The 17053-nt window shown below is 65.3% G+C and carries 13 protein-coding genes; 11 read left to right on the top strand and 2 right to left on the bottom strand.

Translation table 11 applies throughout. From position 1 onward, the window contains the following. Positions 1-240: 240 nt before the first annotated feature. From EJB06_RS09770 to axe2C, 5 genes are read left to right on the top strand one after another with little or no spacing between them, the layout of a single operon-like run. Complete coding sequence (locus EJB06_RS09770; protein WP_126073807.1) at positions 241-2484, top strand: beta-glucosidase; 2244 nt, start codon at positions 241-243, stop codon at positions 2482-2484. A gap of 6 nt (positions 2485-2490) precedes the next feature. Then, positions 2491-3828, top strand: coding sequence for a glycoside hydrolase 5 family protein (locus tag EJB06_RS09765; RefSeq protein ID WP_126073806.1), 1338 nt, complete (start codon positions 2491-2493; stop codon positions 3826-3828). A 19-nt stretch (positions 3829-3847) separates the two neighbouring features. Continuing rightward, the gene (locus EJB06_RS09760) at positions 3848-5056 is read left to right on the top strand and encodes a glycoside hydrolase family 27 protein (protein WP_164557883.1); all 1209 of its coding nucleotides are present in this window, start codon (positions 3848-3850) and stop codon (positions 5054-5056) included. Positions 5057-5062: 6 nt separating this feature from the next. Continuing rightward, positions 5063-5800: a GDSL-type esterase/lipase family protein gene (locus EJB06_RS09755; protein WP_126073805.1), complete on the top strand. Its 738-nt coding sequence runs from the start codon at positions 5063-5065 to the stop codon at positions 5798-5800. Between the two features lie 6 nt (positions 5801-5806). Further along, positions 5807-6850: a bifunctional acetylxylan esterase/glucomannan deacetylase AxeC2 gene (gene axe2C, locus EJB06_RS09750; RefSeq protein WP_126073804.1), complete on the top strand. Its 1044-nt coding sequence runs from the start codon at positions 5807-5809 to the stop codon at positions 6848-6850. Between the two features lie 5 nt (positions 6851-6855). On the opposite strand, the gene EJB06_RS09745 is transcribed toward axe2C, so the two are convergent. Continuing rightward, on the bottom strand, positions 6856-9504 hold the full coding sequence (locus EJB06_RS09745) for a TonB-dependent receptor (protein ID WP_229427000.1): 2649 nt from the start codon (positions 9502-9504) through the stop codon (positions 6856-6858). Positions 9505-10296: 792 nt separating this feature from the next. Between EJB06_RS09745 and EJB06_RS09740 the strand changes: the two genes are divergently transcribed. Next, a complete protein-coding gene (locus EJB06_RS09740) occupies positions 10297-10836 on the top strand; it encodes a hypothetical protein (RefSeq protein WP_126073802.1) in 540 nt (179 codons plus the stop codon). A 15-nt stretch (positions 10837-10851) separates the two neighbouring features. Here the strand turns inward: EJB06_RS09740 and EJB06_RS31820 are convergent, their stop codons facing one another. After that, positions 10852-11118 (bottom strand): YkgJ family cysteine cluster protein, encoded by a 267-nt coding sequence (locus tag EJB06_RS31820; protein ID WP_164557882.1) that lies wholly within the window; start codon positions 11116-11118, stop codon positions 10852-10854. Positions 11119-11215: 97 nt separating this feature from the next. On the opposite strand from EJB06_RS31820, the gene EJB06_RS09730 reads away from it, so the two are divergent. From EJB06_RS09730 to EJB06_RS09710, 5 genes are all read left to right on the top strand, one after another. Further along, complete coding sequence (locus tag EJB06_RS09730) at positions 11216-11971, top strand: FadR/GntR family transcriptional regulator (RefSeq protein WP_229426999.1); 756 nt, start codon at positions 11216-11218, stop codon at positions 11969-11971. Between the two features lie 205 nt (positions 11972-12176). Then, a complete protein-coding gene (kdgD, locus tag EJB06_RS09725; RefSeq protein WP_126073800.1) occupies positions 12177-13088 on the top strand; it encodes a 5-dehydro-4-deoxyglucarate dehydratase in 912 nt (303 codons plus the stop codon). A gap of 20 nt (positions 13089-13108) precedes the next feature. After that, on the top strand, positions 13109-14689 hold the full coding sequence (locus EJB06_RS09720; protein ID WP_126073799.1) for an aldehyde dehydrogenase (NADP(+)): 1581 nt from the start codon (positions 13109-13111) through the stop codon (positions 14687-14689). An 89-nt stretch (positions 14690-14778) separates the two neighbouring features. Then, positions 14779-16146: an MFS transporter gene (locus tag EJB06_RS09715; RefSeq protein ID WP_126073798.1), complete on the top strand. Its 1368-nt coding sequence runs from the start codon at positions 14779-14781 to the stop codon at positions 16144-16146. A 7-nt stretch (positions 16147-16153) separates the two neighbouring features. After that, on the top strand, positions 16154-17047 hold the full coding sequence (locus EJB06_RS09710) for an SMP-30/gluconolactonase/LRE family protein (protein ID WP_198420799.1): 894 nt from the start codon (positions 16154-16156) through the stop codon (positions 17045-17047). Positions 17048-17053 lie beyond the last annotated feature (6 nt).

The raw sequence follows: 17053 nt of genomic DNA, 5'->3' as shown, positions 1-17053 counted from the left end.
GTCCGGTTTGCAAACAGTTTAGCCGGGTTTTACTAAACAGGGCGGGTTCGGCCGCCGCGCCGGGCGCGACGCCCCGCGCGCGGCCTCCCGCGTGTTTAGCGATCACGGCTAAACATGGTCGAAAGTGCCATTTTTTGTTTGACCGGCCGATGCGCCGCATGCACACTCACCTCATCCATATAAACCGGCCGGCGACCTTTCCAGGCGCCGAGCCGGTCAATACAAAGAGGAGACAGCACGATGAACACCCTGAGCAAACACGCCCTGGCCGTGGCGATGGCGGCCGCGCTGCCGCTGTGGGCCGGCGCCGCCGACACGCCCAAGCCCTGGCTGGACCGCACCCTCGGCGCCGGGCAGCGCGCCACCCTGGCGCTCAAGGAAATGACGCAGGAAGAAAAGCTGCAATGGGTGTACGGCTACTTCGGCGCCGATTTCGCCCCCAAGAAAACCATCAAGATCGCGGCGGCCCTGCCGTCGTCGGCCGGCTACATTCCCGGCGTGCCGCGCCTTGGCCTGCCGGCGCTGTTCGAGACCGATGCCGGCATCGGCGTAGCTTCGCAGGCCAGCGCCAATCCGCGCGAGCGCACCGCGCTGCCGTCCGGCCTGGCCACGGCGGCCACCTGGAACCCCAGGCTTGCCTACCAGGGCGGCGCGATGATCGGCTACGAGGCGCGCGCCTCGGGTTTTAACGTGATGCTGGCCGGCGGCGTGAACCTGATGCGCGATCCGCGCAACGGCCGCAATTTCGAATACGCCGGCGAAGACCCGCTGCTGTCCGGGATCATGGTGGGCCAGGCGATCAAGGGCATCCAGTCCAATCGCCTGATTTCGACAATCAAGCACTTTGCGCTGAACAACCAGGAAACCGGCCGCACCGAACTCGATGCGCGCATCGGCAACGTGGCCGCGCGCACCAGCGACCTGCTGGCCATGCAGCTGGCGATCGAACAGGGCGATCCGGGTTCGGTGATGTGCGCCTACAACCGCGTCAACGGTCCGTACGCGTGCGAGAACGCCTGGCTCCTGAACGAGGTGCTCAAGCAGGACTGGGGCTACAAGGGCTATGTCATGTCCGACTGGGGCGCGGTGCACAGCACCGTGGCATCGGCCAACAATGGCCTGGACCAGCAGTCCGGCTCCGAATTCGACAAGTCGCCCTACTTCGCGGGCGCGCTGGAAGAAGCGGTCAAGACCGGCGCCGTGCCGCAGGCGCGCCTGGACGATATGGTGTACCGCATCCTGTTCGCCATGTTCGACAAGGGCGTGGTCGACCATCCGGTCAAGCCGGACGGCGCGATCGACTTCGCCGCCCATGGCCTGGTCAGCCGCCTCGATGCCGAAGAAGGCATGGTCCTGCTCAAGAACGCGCATCGCACGCTCCCTTTGCGCAAAGACGTGAAAACGATTGCAGTGATCGGCGGCCATGCCGACAAGGGGGTGTTGTCCGGCGGCGGCTCGTCGCAGGTGTACCCGATCGGCGGCAGCGCCGTCAAAGGACTGCTGCCGGCCACCTGGCCCGGACCGGTGGTGTACCACCCCTCCGCGCCGGTGACGGAAATCGGCAAACTCGCGCCGGGCGCCAAGGTCGTCTTCGACAGCGGCGCCGACCCGGCGGCGGCGGCGCGACTGGCCGCCTCGGCGGACGCGGCGATCGTGTTCGGCACCCACTGGATCGGCGAGGCGAACGATGCGGTCGACCTGTCGCTGCCGGACAGGCAGGATGCGCTGATCGCGGCCGTCGCCGGCGCCAATCCGCGCACCGTGGTGGTGCTGGAGACGGGCGGCCCGGTGCTGATGCCGTGGCTGGACCAGGCGGCCGCCGTGCTGCAAGCCTGGTATCCGGGCACGCGCGGCGGCGAAGCGATCGCGCGCGTGCTGTTCGGGGACGTCAATCCGTCCGGCCACCTGCCGGCCACCTTCCCGGCATCGCTGGCGCAGTTGCCGCGTCCCGTGCTCGATGGCGACCCGGCCAGGCCGCAGATGCAGTTCACCGTCGATTATCACGAGGGCGCGGCGGTCGGTTACAAATGGTTCGACCTCAAGAAGCACAAGCCGCTGTTCCCGTTCGGGCATGGCCTGTCGTACACCGAGTTTGCGTATTCGGGACTGGTGGGCGACTACAGGAACGGCCAGTTGCAGGTGCGCTTCAAGGTCAGTAACACCGGCAAGGTGGCCGGCAAGGATGTGGCGCAGCTGTACGTCGCCCCGCTCGACGCGCGCTGGGAAGCGCCCAGGCGCCTGGCCGGCTGGGACAAGGTCGACCTGCAGCCGGGCGAGAGCCGCGACGTGACCCTGACGGTGGAGCCGCGCATGCTGGCCGTGCTCGATGGCCCGTCCAAGACCTGGCGCATCGCCAGGGGCAAGTACAAGCTGATACTTGCGCAGGATGCCGCCGGCACCGGCGCAAGCAGCATCATGGTCGACCTGCCCGCGCGCAGCCTGGACCTGCATGGCAAAGCACTTCCTTCAACCCGGAAAAGGTAGAACGCGATGATCAAGATGAACCAGGTGGTGGCGGCATTGGCAATGGCAGGCCTCGTGAGCGGTGCGGCGTCGGCGGCGGCGCCGCTGAGCGCGGCGGACAAGAGCGAATTCGTGACGGTGAAGAAGACGCACTTCGCGCGCAAGGGCAAGACGTACTACATCGCCGGCGCCAATTTCTGGTACGGCGGTTATCTGGGTTCGCCGTCCGGCGTGGGCGAGCGCGCGCGCCTGCGCAAGGAGCTCGACACCATGAAGGCGATCGGCATCAACAATGTGCGGGTGCTGGCCGTCTCCGAAAAAACCGACATGACGAGCGCGGTGCGCCCGGCCACCACCAACGCGCCCGGCAAGTACGACGAGGACCTGCTGGCCGGCCTGGACTTCCTGGTCGATGAACTGGGCAAGCGCGACATGACGGTGGTGCTTTACCTGAACAACTTCTGGCAGTGGTCGGGCGGGATGACGCAGTACCTGAACTGGTTCGAAGGCACGCCGGCGCTCGACCCCAACGTGACCAAGGATTACGACGACTACATGGCCAAGACGGCGCGCTTCTACGCCAACAAGGACGCGCAGAAGGAGTACCGCGACACGATCAGGAAGATCGTCCACCGGGTCAACACCATCAACGGCAAGCCGTACCGCGACGATCCGGCGATCATGTCGTGGCAGCTGGCGAACGAGCCGCGTCCGGGCAACGGCAAGGCGAGCGCCAAGGAAAAGGCGATCTACACCACCTGGATCGCCGAGACCGCGAAATACATCCATGAACTCGACAAGAACCACCTGGTCAGCAGCGGCAGCGAGGGCCTGGCCGGGTCGGCGCAGGACGCCAGGCTGTTCATGGCGTCGCACTCGACGAAGCATATCGACTACCTGACCTACCACCTGTGGCCGAAGAACTGGGGCTGGTTCGATTCCAGAAAGCCGGTGCAGAGCTGGGACGGGGCGATCGCCAAGAGCCGCGACTACCTGAACTCGCACATCGACATGGCCAAGACCCTGGGCAAACCCATCGTGCTGGAGGAATTCGGCCTGGATCGCGATGGCGCTTCCTTCGACATCAAGGCCGGCACCAAAATCCGCGACCGCTTCTATGGCGAGATTTTCGAGCTGATCGGCCGCCGCGCCGCCGCCGGCGACCCGGTCGCGGGCTGGAACTTCTGGGCCTGGGGCGGCGCCGGCCGCGCCGCCAATGCCGACTACTGGTGGAAGCAGGGGAACGACTTCATGGGCGATCCGCCGCAGGAGGAGCAGGGCCTGTATTCGGTGTTCGACACCGATGCCAGCTCGCTGGCGCTGATCAAGGGCCACGCGGGCAAGCTGCGTTCACTCCAGAAGTAAGCCTGCCGAGAGGACCACCATGAACCTCATCAAAACGCTGTTGATCCCGGCGGGGCTCCTGCTTGGCGCGAACGCCGCCGCGCAGAAGTTCGAGAACCTGGCGGCCACGCCCCAGATGGGCTGGAACAGCTGGAACAAGTTCGGCTGCAATATCGATGAAAAACTGATCCGCGAGACGGCCGACGCCATGGTCCGGATCGGGATGAAGGACGCCGGCTACGAGTACGTCAACATCGACGACTGCTGGCACGGCAAGCGTGACAGGAACGGCAACATCGAGCCCGATCCCGAGCGCTTCCCGTCCGGGATGAAGGCGCTGGCCGACTACGTGCATGCCAAAGGGCTCAAGCTGGGCATCTATTCCGACGCCGGCGCCACCACCTGCGGCGGCCGTCCGGGCAGCCGCGGTCACGAATACCAGGATGCCCTCACCTACGCCGCCTGGGGCATCGACTACGTCAAGTACGACTGGTGCGACACCAAGGGCCTGAACGCGGCCGCCGCCTACGCCACCATGCGCGACGCCATCCGCAGCGCCGGACGGCCGATGTTGTTCAGCATGTGCGAATGGGGCGACAACAAGCCGTGGGAGTGGGGCCCTGACGTCGGCCATTCGTGGCGCACCACGGGCGACATTTATCCGTGCTGGGACTGCGAGATCAGTCACGGCTCCTGGTCCGCCTTCGGCGTGCTGCGCATCTTCGACAAGCAGGCCGGCCTGCGCAAGCACGCCGGTCCCGGGCACTGGAACGACATGGACATGCTGGAAGTCGGCATGGGCATGAGCGAAGACGAAGACCGCGCGCACTTCTCGATCTGGGCCATGATGGCCTCGCCCCTCATCTCCGGCAACGACCTGCGCTCGATGCCGGAGGCGACCCGCAAGATCCTGACCAACAAGGCCGTCATCGCGATCAACCAGGATAAACTGGGCGTACAGGCCTGGAAGTTCCTGTCCGAAGGCACGCTGGAGCTGTGGGCCAAGCCGCTGGCCGGCAACGAGTGGGCGCTGATGATCCTGAACCGGGGCGCCGGCTCCATCGACTACAAGGTAGACTGGAAAAAGCACAAGATCGGCGATGACCTGAGCAAGCGCGAACTCGATGTCGCCAAGACCGCCTACCGCTGGACCGACGCCTGGACCGGCCAGACGGGCGACACCGGCAAGAACCTCGACCTCACCATCGCCTCGCACAGCGTGGCGATGCTGCACCTGAAAGTGAAGTGACCGACCATGAACCTGCGACTTCTTCCCATCCTGCTGGCCGGCGTCCTGGCCTGCCATGTTGCGCACGCCGGCGCCGCCGATGGCGCGCAGTCGTGCGCCGTCAACGTCAAGCCGCGTACCCAGGAATACCCGTGGATGACGATCGAACGCTGGACGCGCATGCACGAAGAACAGCTGGCCATGGCCGACAAGGGCGATGTGGCGCTGATGTTCCTCGGCGACTCGATCACCGAAGGCTGGCCGCGCGACATCTGGGAGGCCAACTTTGCCGCCTACCAGGCCGGCAACTTCGGCATCGGCGGCGACAATACCGGCAATGTGCTGTGGCGCCTGCAGGACAAGCGCATGGCCAGGCTCTCGCCCAAGGCGATCGTGCTGCTGATCGGCGTGAACAACTTCGGTCTGTGCGACGAGAAGCCGGAACAGGTTTTCGCGGGCATCAAGGCGGTGGTCGCCGCGCTGCGCAAACAGTACCCGGCGGCGCGCATCCTGCTCAATGCCGTGCTGCCGACGGGTGAGCTGGCGCAGAGCGAACGGCGCCGGAACGTGGTCGCGCTGAACAGGATGGTCGCGACCCTGGACGACGGCCGCAACGTGGTATTCCGCGATTACGGCGCCTCCTTCGTGCGGCCCGACGGCAGCATCGGCACCGACATCATGGGCGACCATCTGCACCTGACCCGGAAGGGTTACGGCATCTGGGCCGAGGCGATGCTGCCCGACCTGAAAAAGCTGATGAAGTAGGGCCCCATGCGTCGCATCGCGTTGCTGCTGATGCTGGCCTGTGGCGCCGCCGGCGCCGAGCCGCCCGTGCCTGCGAGCGACGCGCGTATCGCGCGCATGGGCAGGACCGTGGCGCAGGCCGATGGCAGCCTGCGCTTCGCCTATCCCGGCGTGCAGTTGTCGCTGACGTTCGAGGGCAGGGCGCTGGCGGTCGATGCGGCGGCGAGCGGCGAGCGCAGTTATCTGGACGTGTCCGTCGACGGTGGCGCGCCGCGCACGATCCGCTTGTCGCCGGCATCGCGCACAATCAATCTGGTGGACGAGCCCGAGCCGGGCGTGCACCGGGTCGAGATCCTGCACCGGACCGAAAGCTGGCAAGGCGTCGTCACCCTGGCCCGCTTCGCCACCGATGGCGCACTGCTTGCCGCGCCGGCGCTGCCACGGCGCAAAATGCTCGTTCTGGGCGACTCGGTCACCTGCGGCGAAGCCGTCGACCGGGTTCGCGGCGCTGACAACGATTCGTCGTGGTGGAACCCGCGCGCGTCCTACGGCATGCTGGCGGCGCAGGCGCTCGGTGCGCAGGTCCACCTGGTCTGCCATGGCGGGCGCGGGCTGGTACGCAGCTGGAACGGCCGCACCGACGAAAAGAACCTCCCCGATTTCTACGAACTGGCCATCGCCACCGACGGCCAGGCGGTGCGCTGGGACCACGCGGCCTACGATCCGGACCTGATCGTCAGCGCGATCGGCACCAACGATTTCGGTACAAGCATTCCCGCCCGTGCGGCTTACGTCAACGCCTACGCGGCACTGGTGCGCACCTTGCTGCGCAATCATCCGCGCGCGCAGATCGTGCTGACCGAGGGCGCCATGCTCGATGGCGCACGCAAGGCGGCCTTGCGCCGCTACATCGCCGCCACCATCGGCCGTGTCGGCAGCGCGCGCGTGCATGCCGCCGCATCGCAGCACCATCCGGGCGACGCTACCGATGCCCACCCGACCAAAGCGCAGCACGCGGCCATGGCGCGCGAACTGCTGCCGCAACTGCGCGCCGTCACCGGCTGGGAATAAGCGGATCAATAATTCATCCCCACGCGCACGCCGAACATGCGCGGTTCGACGAAGCTGGCCTGCATGAAGCCGCCGAACACCGAGTCGCCGCTGGTCTTGGCGTGGCTGTCGGCGACATTGCGCACAAACGCTTCGGCATGCCACTTGTCGTTGGGCGCATCGAGCCGCACCGAGGCGTCGCCCATCGCATAGGCCTTCTGATAGCGGCCGATATGCGCGAACTCGGAATTGCGCAAGTCGAAGTAGGCCTTGTCGCGCCAGTTCACCTTGAGGTAGGGCGTGAGGCGGTAGCCGTTTGCCAGTTCGAACTCCTGCGAGAAACTCAGGTTGACTTGGAACCTGGGCGTGTTGGGCAGGTGGTTGCCGTCGATGTTGTACAGCCGGCGGCCGATCAGCGCCTTGTCGGGACCGTTGTAGATGGCCGGGCAGGGTTCGATGCCCAGTTCCGCGCGCACCTCACCGCACTGGTACTCGTCGCTGAACTCCCTGAAGTCGTGCACCTCGGTGTCGATGTAGGCGAAGCCGCCGCCGATGCGCGCGCCGCGCCATGGCCGCCAGTCGGCTTCGATCTCCAGGCCGGGAATATCGACCTTGCCGACGTTGATCGTGCGCCAGGCGTCGTACACATCGCACTTGGGCTGGTCGGCGGGGCAGGGCAGGCCGTTTTCCGGAATGATCTGGTTGATGAAGTAGGTGCCGGTCAGCTGCATGCCCTTGTACTTCATGAAGAAGGCGGTGGCCGACAGGTTCAGGCGGTTGTCGAGGAACTTGCCCTTGTAGCCCAGTTCATAGTTGGTGACGGTCTCCGCATCGTACGGCAAAAAGGTCTCGACGCCCGGTTTGCCGTCGGCGCACAGGCGGTAATTGCAGGAGTCGGTCTTGTCGGCGAAGCCGCCCGCCTTGTAGCCGGTCGACACCGAGGCGTAGGCCATCTGGTTGGGGTTGATCTGCTTTTGCAGGCCGGCGCGCCAGGTGGTCTTCTTCCAGGTTTCCTTGTGGTCGTTGGAGGTCGGCGCCGCGTAGCCGGCGTAGGCGCCAAGACCGCCGCCGGCGCCCATGTCGGTCGACAGGTCGGTGCCGTTGTGGACCCGGAAGCCCGGCGTGCCGGGGATGCCGCGGTTGTACCAGCCGCGGTAATAGGCGGTGTCGCCGATCCAGTTGCGGCCATACACTTCGCCGCCCTTGTCTTCCTTGCTGTCGGACGAAAAGCGCGCGCCGAGGGTGCCGGTCCAGCCGGGCATGAACTTCCAGTCGGCCTGCGCGAAGGCGGCCTTGGCATCAACCTGGCGGTTCGGCTGGTGATACAGCACGCTGCCCGGATCGCCGTAGGGCTTCTGGATCACGTTGGTCATTTCGTAGTCGATGCGGTTACGCTCGTGCATCCAGAACAGGCCCGCCACGTACTGCACGGGGCCGAGCGTTTGCTTGAGCTGCGCTTCGTGCACGGTGGAGAGGTAGCGCGAATCCATGGTGCGGTGGAAGACGTCGGTCAGCGGCCAGGTGCCCCAGTCGCCGCCCGCCATATTCGGGTATCTGCCGTTGATCTGGAACGGGGCGGGGTGCTGCATGCCCTTGTCGTCGTCGGTGGTCTCCTTGCGGCGCTGGTCGGCGACCTGGAAGCTGTAGTCGACGCTTGCCGTGTCGCTCAGGCTCCAGTTCACGCCGGCGCGCACGGTGCGGATGTTCAGGTCCGTCATGCCCGGCACGTTGACGTTGATGTCCCATTTGCCGCCGCTACAGGCGTAGCGCGTGCCGGCGCCCGCGTCGCAGTCGCGAAAATTCGACCAGCCGGCGCCCGAGTCCTGGAATTGTTCGTACGCCAGGCGCGCGGTGAGGTCCTTGTTGATCTTGAGCGCGGCGGCCACGCGCGCGGCCCACTGGTCCTGGTTGGTATAGAAGTCCTTCTTGCCCACCTTGCGGTTGAAGCGCTGGTCGACATCGGGAATGCCATCCGGGATCCAGCCGTAGGCCGGCGCGTTCGCTTCGCTCAGGTCGCGCAGCTGGTTGGCGTAGCCGTCGCGCCGCACTGTCATGTAGGTGGCGCGCAGGGCCAGCATGTCGTTGACGACGAGGTTCTGGACGATGTTGGCCTGCTGTCTGTTGTAGTTGCCCAGTTCGAGATTGGCCTTGCCGTAGTTGCCGCTGAAGTCAGGCTTGGCCGAGATGACGTTGACGCTGCCGCCGGTCGAATTGCGGCCGAACAGGGTGCCTTGCGGGCCGCGCAGCACTTCGAGCTGGTCGATGTCGAACATCAGCGCCTGCGCCCCCTGCGGACGCGGCGAGTACAGGCCGTCGACGTGAAAGCCCACGGCGGGGTCGCCCGTTTCGGTGAAGTTGGTCGAGGTGATGCCGCGGATGGTGATCTGCACCGCCGAATCGAGGCCGGTGTTCTGGATGACGACGTTGGGGATGTCGCCGGCCAGGTCCCGCAGGCTGGTGGCGCCCTTGCGCGTGAGCTGGTCCTGGCTCAGGGCGGTGACCGCCAGCGGGGTGCGCAGCAGCGAGGTGGAATGGCGGGTGGCGGTGACCTTGACTTCCTGGATCTGGTTCGGGTCGTTGTTGGCGGGGGGCGCGGGATCGCTGGCGCTGCCGGCGGTTTGCGCGTGGCCCGGCAGGACCGCACAGCCGAACGCGCTGGCGACCGCCAGGCTCATGAGAGTCCGTGTCGTTGTGAATCGCATCTTGTCTCCTGATTTCCGTTTGGAATATGCGCGCGGCTTGCGGAGCCCGCTTTGCGCTGATGTGCAGCACCGTGGCGACGCGCCAACTGCGGCAAGCGATGCAGCATTGCGTGTATGGACGAATCGACTGAATCGAGTATTGCATTCGGAAAAATGGAGGGTCAAACGATTCCCGGAAACGGGGTGGAGTTTCATGGGATTTACTAAACAGGGATACGATAGGTGTGAATGCGCCGTCCACCATCAAATCAAAAAGTTGAATATTGTTTGAACCAGCTGCTATTGACCAGGTCTAACTGCAGGAATAGGCTCCCCTGCATATGTTGGCAAGGGTTTTTGATTTTGCCGCATCGATCGTGGTGTCCGGGAATGCATGATGAAAGCGCTGAAACCGAAGATAAAAAATGTCGCTGCCCCTGGGAACGCGCCGTTACCTGTCCGAATTCCGTCGGTGGTAACGAAGTCCGTACAGCCTGAACCGTATGCGCTGTCGCGACAGGAGGCGGCAAAAGCACTTACCCGATCCTGCTTGTGTGGAGGGATGGTTCCTCCCTAAAGGCCAGCATCTGTTATTGGATCAGGAATATAACAATGCCATTGCCATTGCCAGACGGGATGCGATGGCGTTCAAGCGTAAGCCGAGAAATCCCCCCAGAGGTCGATATGCATGACGAGTGGAACAGCGGTGCTTGATCGCGCCTGGAGTCCCGTCATCTCACCATGTTAGGCTTGCGCTATTTTCCGTTATCAAGCAAGGGAGCAACGGTGCCGATGAAACAACCGGATTTCAACAGACTGTTTTTTGACACGTTCAAAGACTGCCCGGCGGGTATTCATTACAAAGTGCGGAGCGATTCGAATTTTCAGCACGACATTCATTTTGTTTACAGCCTAGTCAAGGACGCGAGTTTTACGCTGGGCGATATCACGCATGAGAAGCAGAGTTTAGTCATTCCCCTGCGCCGTCAACGCAGTGAATGGCATGACGGCACGGCGCCACCCAAACTAAACGACATGAATAGCGAGTTGCGATTCACACGCGTCAAGAGAATTGAATGGACTGCAAGCCAGATCGTGTACAAAGCACCTTTTGAGGGAGCGTTTTTCGACGTCGACGACACGATCAGCGCCAGTACACGATGCGACATCGATGCGCTCTTCATCGGCGAGTCGACCCACGCAGCAAAAAGCGCGGAGGTCGAGATTGTCATCGCCGGCTATCCCGGTGGCTGGCGGCTCAGGATCGGGTTGGCGCAGGAAGGGTGGACAGTGTCGGTAAAGGATGCGAGTCCCGCGATACCTTGAGCAGGCGATTGAATATCAGGCGTTGCAAGCCGGCGCGGTCGCGCGCTCCAGCTCGCCCAGCCACTGGATCGCGTGTTCGCGGCTGCTGCCGCACATCTCCAGCGACGGCTGCAGGCCGCCGCAGAAGGCCGGCCGTTCCGGCTTGCCGAAAATCAGGCAGCGCTTGTCCGCGCCAAGCTGGATGCAGCGTTCGCCCGCCGCTTTGCCATTGGGCATCCCGGGAATCGGACTAGTGATGGAAGGGGCGGTGCAGCAGGCGCCGCAATTGTCACGGCAATTCATGCCATCTCATTTCTGTCGGTAAGTCATACATCGCCTCAGTATACACCCCATCAAATCATAAGATGTCGTACAACTATTCGGGTTGTATAATATGAGCATGACATCTCTCAACACTGCCCAGGCGATGCCGCCACCCCGCAAGAAACACCGCACCCTTGCCCAAGGCGTGGTCGAGCACATCACGGGCAGCATCCAGCAGGGCGTCCTCAAGCCCGGCGACAAGCTGCCGACCGAATCGGCCATCATGGAGCAGCATGGCGTGAGCCGCACCGTGGTGCGCGAAGCCATCTCGCACCTGCAGGCGGCCGGCTGGGCCCAGACCCGGCACGGCATCGGCACCTTCGTCATCGAACGCAGCAACGCCGGCCTGGCGATCAACGCCGAGAGCATCGTCACCGTGATGGACGTGCTGGCGATGCTGGAGCTGCGCATCAGCATGGAGGCCGAAGCGGCCTGGCTGGCGGCCGCGCGCCGCAGCGAAGCCCAGGTGGCCGAACTGGCCAAGGTGCTGGGCGCCATGCAGCGCAGCGTGGCGCGCGGAAGCCCCGCCGTCGACGCCGATGTGCAGTTCCACCTGTTGATCGCGCAAGCCACCGGCAACCGCTATTTCGTCGACATCCTGAGCCAGCTGGGCACCACCATCATCCCGCGCGCGCGCGTCAACATGCCGCAGCTGGGGCACGACGATCCGGCCGCCTACCTGGAGCGCGTCAACCGCGAGCACGAAGACATCTTCAACGCGATCCTGCGCAAGGATCCGGAAGCGGCGCGCGCCGCCATGCGCACCCACCTCAGCAACAGCCGCGAACGCCTGCGCCAGGCCCAGCAGCAGCTGGAGTCGAACGGGGCCTGACAGGCCCGCCGACCGATCCCGCATACGGGGGCGCAGCGCCAGCGCTCCCGCCAATCCCCCCTTGCTCCTCCCCTAGCTCCTCCCCGATGTCCGCCTGCGCGGGCTGCGCCGACGGCTTTAACGTTGTGCTTGCTTATGTCGAAGACTGGTTGTACGATGACGTATCACTAGCGCCAAACAACCCGCCTACCTCTCTGGAGACCCCATGAATCCGCAAGAACTCAAACACATCCTGTCGTCCGGCCTGCTGTCCTTCCCGCTGACCGACTTCGACGAGCAGGGCAATTTCAATGCGCGTACGTACGCCGAGCGCCTCGAATGGCTGGCTCCGTACGGCGCCAGCGCCCTGTTCGCGGCCGGCGGCACCGGTGAGTTCTTCTCCCTGACCCCGACCGAATATGCGGACGTGATCCGCACCGCGGTCGAGACCTGCCGTGGCAAGGTGCCGATCCTGGCCGGCGCCGGCGGCCCGACCCGCACCGCGATCGCCCTGGCCCAGGAAGCCGAGCGCCTTGGCGCCCACGGCATCCTGCTGCTGCCGCACTACCTGACCGAAGCGAGCCAGGATGGCCTGATCGCCCACGTCGAAGCGGTCTGCGCTTCCGTCAAGTTCGGCGTCGTCGTCTACAACCGCGGCCAGTGCCGCCTGAGCGCCGACTCGCTCGAAAAGCTGGCCGCGCGCTGCCCTAACCTGATCGGCTTCAAGGACGGCATCGGCGACATCGAACTGATGGTGCAGATCTGGCGCCGCATGGGCGACCGCTTCAGCTACCTGGGCGGCCTGCCGACCGCCGAAGTCTACGCAGCGGCCTACAAGGCGCTGGGCACGCCGGTGTACTCCTCGGCCGTGTTCAACTTCATGCCGAAAATGGCGATGGACTTCTACCACGCGGTCGCCGCCGAAGACCACGCGACCACCAACCGCCTGCTCGACCAGTTCTTCCTGCCTTACCTCGAGATCCGCAACCGCAAGGCCGGCTACGCAGTGAGCATCGTCAAGGCCGGCGCACGCCTGGTCGGCCACTCGGCCGGTCCGGTCCGCGCGCCATTGACCGACATGACGGCCGAAGAAGACGCGATGCTGCTCAAGCTGATCACCGCCCAGGGCGCCCAATAATCCGGATCGAGGAAGCGCATATGAACATCAACGGAGAAATGGTCATCGGCCAGCGCACCTTTGTCGGCACCGCCGGCGTGGTGCGCGCGATCGACCCGTCCCGCAACGACACCATCGGCCCGGACTTCGGCCTGGCCACCGATGCCGATGTCGATGCCGCCTGCGCCCTGGCGCAAAGCGCCTTCGACGCCTACCGCAACACCACGCTGGAGCAGCGCGCGGTCTTCCTGGAGACCATCGCCGAAGGCATCCTCAAGCTCGGCCCGACGCTGATCGAACGCGCCGCGTTGGAGACCGGCCTGCCGACCGCGCGCCTGGAAGGGGAGCGTGGCCGCACCGTCAATCAACTGCGCCTGTTCGCCAAGGTCGCGCGCGACGGTTACTTCATCGACGCCACCATCGATTCGGCCCTGCCGGAACGGGTGCCGCCGCGTCCCGATCTGCGCCTGCGCAAGATCCCCCTGGGACCGGTCGCCGTGTTCGGCGCCAGTAACTTCCCGCTGGCCTTCTCGGTCGGCGGCGGCGACACCGCCTCGGCGCTGGCCGCCGGCTGCCCGGTCGTGGTCAAGGCGCACGGCGCCCACCTCGGCACCTCGGAACTGGTGGGCAAGGTCATTCAACAGGCGGTGGCCGACTGCCAGCTGCCGCAAGGCGTGTTCTCGATGCTGTTCGGCGAAGGCCGCCAGATCGGCCAGCGCCTGGTCGACCATCCGGCCATCAAGGCGGTCGGCTTCACCGGCTCGCGCCAGGGCGGCCTGGCGCTGATGCGCACCGCGGCCCTGCGTCCGGAACCGATTCCCGTGTACGCCGAAATGAGCAGCATCAATCCGGTATTCCTGCTGCCGGCGGCCTTGTCAAGCGACCGCGCCGCCGTGGCGCAAGGCTTCGTCGATTCGCTGACCCTGGGCGTCGGCCAGTTCTGCACCAACCCGGGCCTGGTCATGGGCCTGAAGGGCGAGCACTTCGACCAGTTCGTCGAGGCGGCGGCAAGCGCGCTGCAAGCCAAGGGCGCCGGCACCATGCTCACCCCGGGCATCCACCAGGCCTACCTGGGCGGCGTCGAGCAGCTCTCCGCCATCTCCGGCGTGACCCTGGTCGCCAAGGGCAAGGACGATGGCGCCGGCTGCGCGGCGCAAGCCTCGCTGTACGTGTGCGACGCGGCCACCTACCTGGCCACTCCCGCGCTCGAATCCGAAATCTTCGGTCCGTGCGCCTTGCTGGTGCGCTGCCGCGATGCGCAGCAGATGCAGCAGGTCGCCGAACACCTCGAAGGCCAGCTGACCGCCACCGTGCACGCGCTGGCCGCCGACCGCGCCCATGCCGCAGCGCTGCTGCCGGTCCTGGAACGCAAGGCCGGCCGCATCCTCTTCAACGGCTATCCGACCGGTGTCGAAGTGGCGCATGCGATGGTCCACGGCGGCCCGTTCCCGGCCACCTCGGACAGCCGCAGCACCTCGGTCGGCGCGTCCGCCATCGACCGCTTCCTGCGCCCGGTGTGCTACCAGAATGTGCCGGCGGACTTGCTTCCCGAGGCACTCGCCGACCATAATCCCCTGGGCCTGACCCGCCTCGTCGACGGAGGCATGCAACAAGCGAAGTAAGGCTGGTCGCGCTGCCGTCGACGCAAGGTGTGGAGACGCCTGGCGGCAGCGCGCTGTTTCTGAAAACAACCATAAAGAAGAAGCGACCGATGAACCAGCAAGTCATAGGCAAGTACCGGTGGACCATTTGCGCCCTCCTGTTTTTCGCCACCACCATCAATTATCTGGACCGTCAGGTCCTGAGCCTGTTAGCCACCGACCTGTCCAAGGAATTCGGCTGGTCGAATACCGATTACGCCAACATCACGGCGGCCTTCCAGTTCGTGTACGCGTTCTCGATGCTGTTCGCCGGCCGCGTGATCGACAAACTCGGTACCAAGCGCGCCTTCGTGCTGGCCATTACCGTCTGGTCGCTCGGCGCGATCATGCACGCCTTTGCCATCGGCGTGGGCGAGGGCATCAACGGCGTCCTGACCGCCTTCGGCATGACGGCGGTGCCGGTGTCGATCGCCGGCTTCATGATGTCGCGCGCGGTGCTGGCGCTGGGCGAAGCGGGTAACTTCCCCGCCGCGATCAAGGCCACCGCCGAATACTTCCCCAAGAAGGAACGCTCGTTTGCCACCGGTATTTTCAACTCCGGCGCCAATGTCGGCGCCATCCTGGCGCCGCTGACGGTACCGGTGATCGCCGCCGCGTGGGGCTGGCAGATGGCCTTCATCATCATCGGCGCCATCGGCTTCGTGTGGATGGCGCTGTGGATGGTGTTCTACGATGTCCCGGCCGAGCAGAAGCGCATGGGCCGGGCGGAACTCGATTACATCAACAGCGATTGCGCCGTGGTTCCCGAGCCGGTTCCCGGTGTGGTCAAGCCCAAGACCTCCTGGTTCAAGCTGCTCGGCTACCGCCAGACCTGGGCTTTCGCGCTCGGCAAGTTCATGACCGACGGCGTCTGGTGGTTCTTCCTTTTCTGGCTGCCCAAGTACCTGGCCGCGACCTATGGCCTGAAAGGCACCGACATCGTCGTGCCGCTCGCGGTCCTGTACAGCATGACCATGGTCGGCAGTATCGGCGGCGGCTGGTTCCCGACCTACTTCATCAACCGGGGCGACAACCCCTACGACGGCCGCATGAAAGCGATGCTGTGCATCGCCTTCATTCCGCTGGTGGTGCTGCTGGCGCAGCCGTTCGGCTACATCAGCTTCTGGGTGCCGGTGCTCCTGATCGGCATCGGCGCCTCCGCGCACCAGGCCTGGTCGGCCAACATCTTCACCACCGTCTCCGACATGTTCCCGAAACATAGCGTCGGTTCGGTGGTGGGCATCGGCGGCATGGCCGGCGGCATGGGCGGCGTCCTGCTGACCAAGCTCGGTGGCTGGCTGTTCGATTATTATGGCGGCATGGGGCAGATCAGCACCGGCTACATGATCATGTTCTCGATCTGCGCGCTGGCCTACCTGGCGGCATGGGCGATGATGAAAACACTGGTGCCGCGCTACCGCGAAATCACCGATCTGTAAGGACACCATGGGCACGCAAGCGAGCATCGAAAAAATACCGGGCGTTCACTGCGCGGTGGGCGAAAGCCCGCTGTGGAGCGCGCGCGAGGGCGCCTGGTACTGGGTCGATATCCTGGGCCGGCGCGTCTGGCGCCTCGATGCCGCCAGCGGCGAGCAGCGCATCTGGTCGACTGCCGAAATGCCGGCCTGCCTCGCGCTCGCCGAGAGCGGCGGCCTGGTCGCCGCGATGGAAAGCGGCGTGTTCGCGCTCACGCTGGACGCCGGGGAGCATGCGCAGGCCTCGCTGCTGGCCGCGCTCCCCGGCCTGAAGACCGGCATGCGCTTCAATGACGGCCGCTGCGACCGCCAGGGGCGCTTCTGGAGCGGCACGCTGGTCCTCGACCAGCCCGAACTGCGCGCCGAGGGCGCCCTGTACCGCTACACGCGCGAGCAGGGATTTTCGGCGCCGCTGGTGTCGAACCTGGTGGTGCAGAACGGCCTGGGTTTTTCGCCTGACGGGCGCACCATGTACCTGTCCGACTCGCACGTCTCGCGCCAGACGATCTGGGCCTTCGACTACGACACCGACAGCGGCACGCCGACCAGGCAGCGCGTGTTCGTCGACATGAACGGGCAGCGCGGCCGTCCCGACGGCGCGGCGGTCGATGTCGACGGCTGCTACTGGATCTGCGGGAACGACGGCGGCTGCCTGCTGCGCTTCACACCCGAGGGCAAGCTCGATCGCAGCATCGACCTGCCGCTGCTTAAACCCTCGATGTGCAGCTTCGGCGGTCCGGACATGGATACCCTGCTGGTCACCTCGATCGCGGCCGGCAGGCTGCCCGAGGATACCGAGTCGGGCGCGCTGCTGCTGGTGCGCCCTGGCGTGCAGGGCATGCCGGAGACGGCGTTTCGCGCATGAATCCGG

Source organism: Massilia atriviolacea, assembly GCF_003953935.1.
GTDB lineage: Bacteria > Pseudomonadota > Gammaproteobacteria > Burkholderiales > Burkholderiaceae_D > Telluria_A > Telluria_A atriviolacea.
Note: the sequence above shows the minus strand (reverse complement) of the source record. Positions and strands in the feature narration are given on the sequence as shown.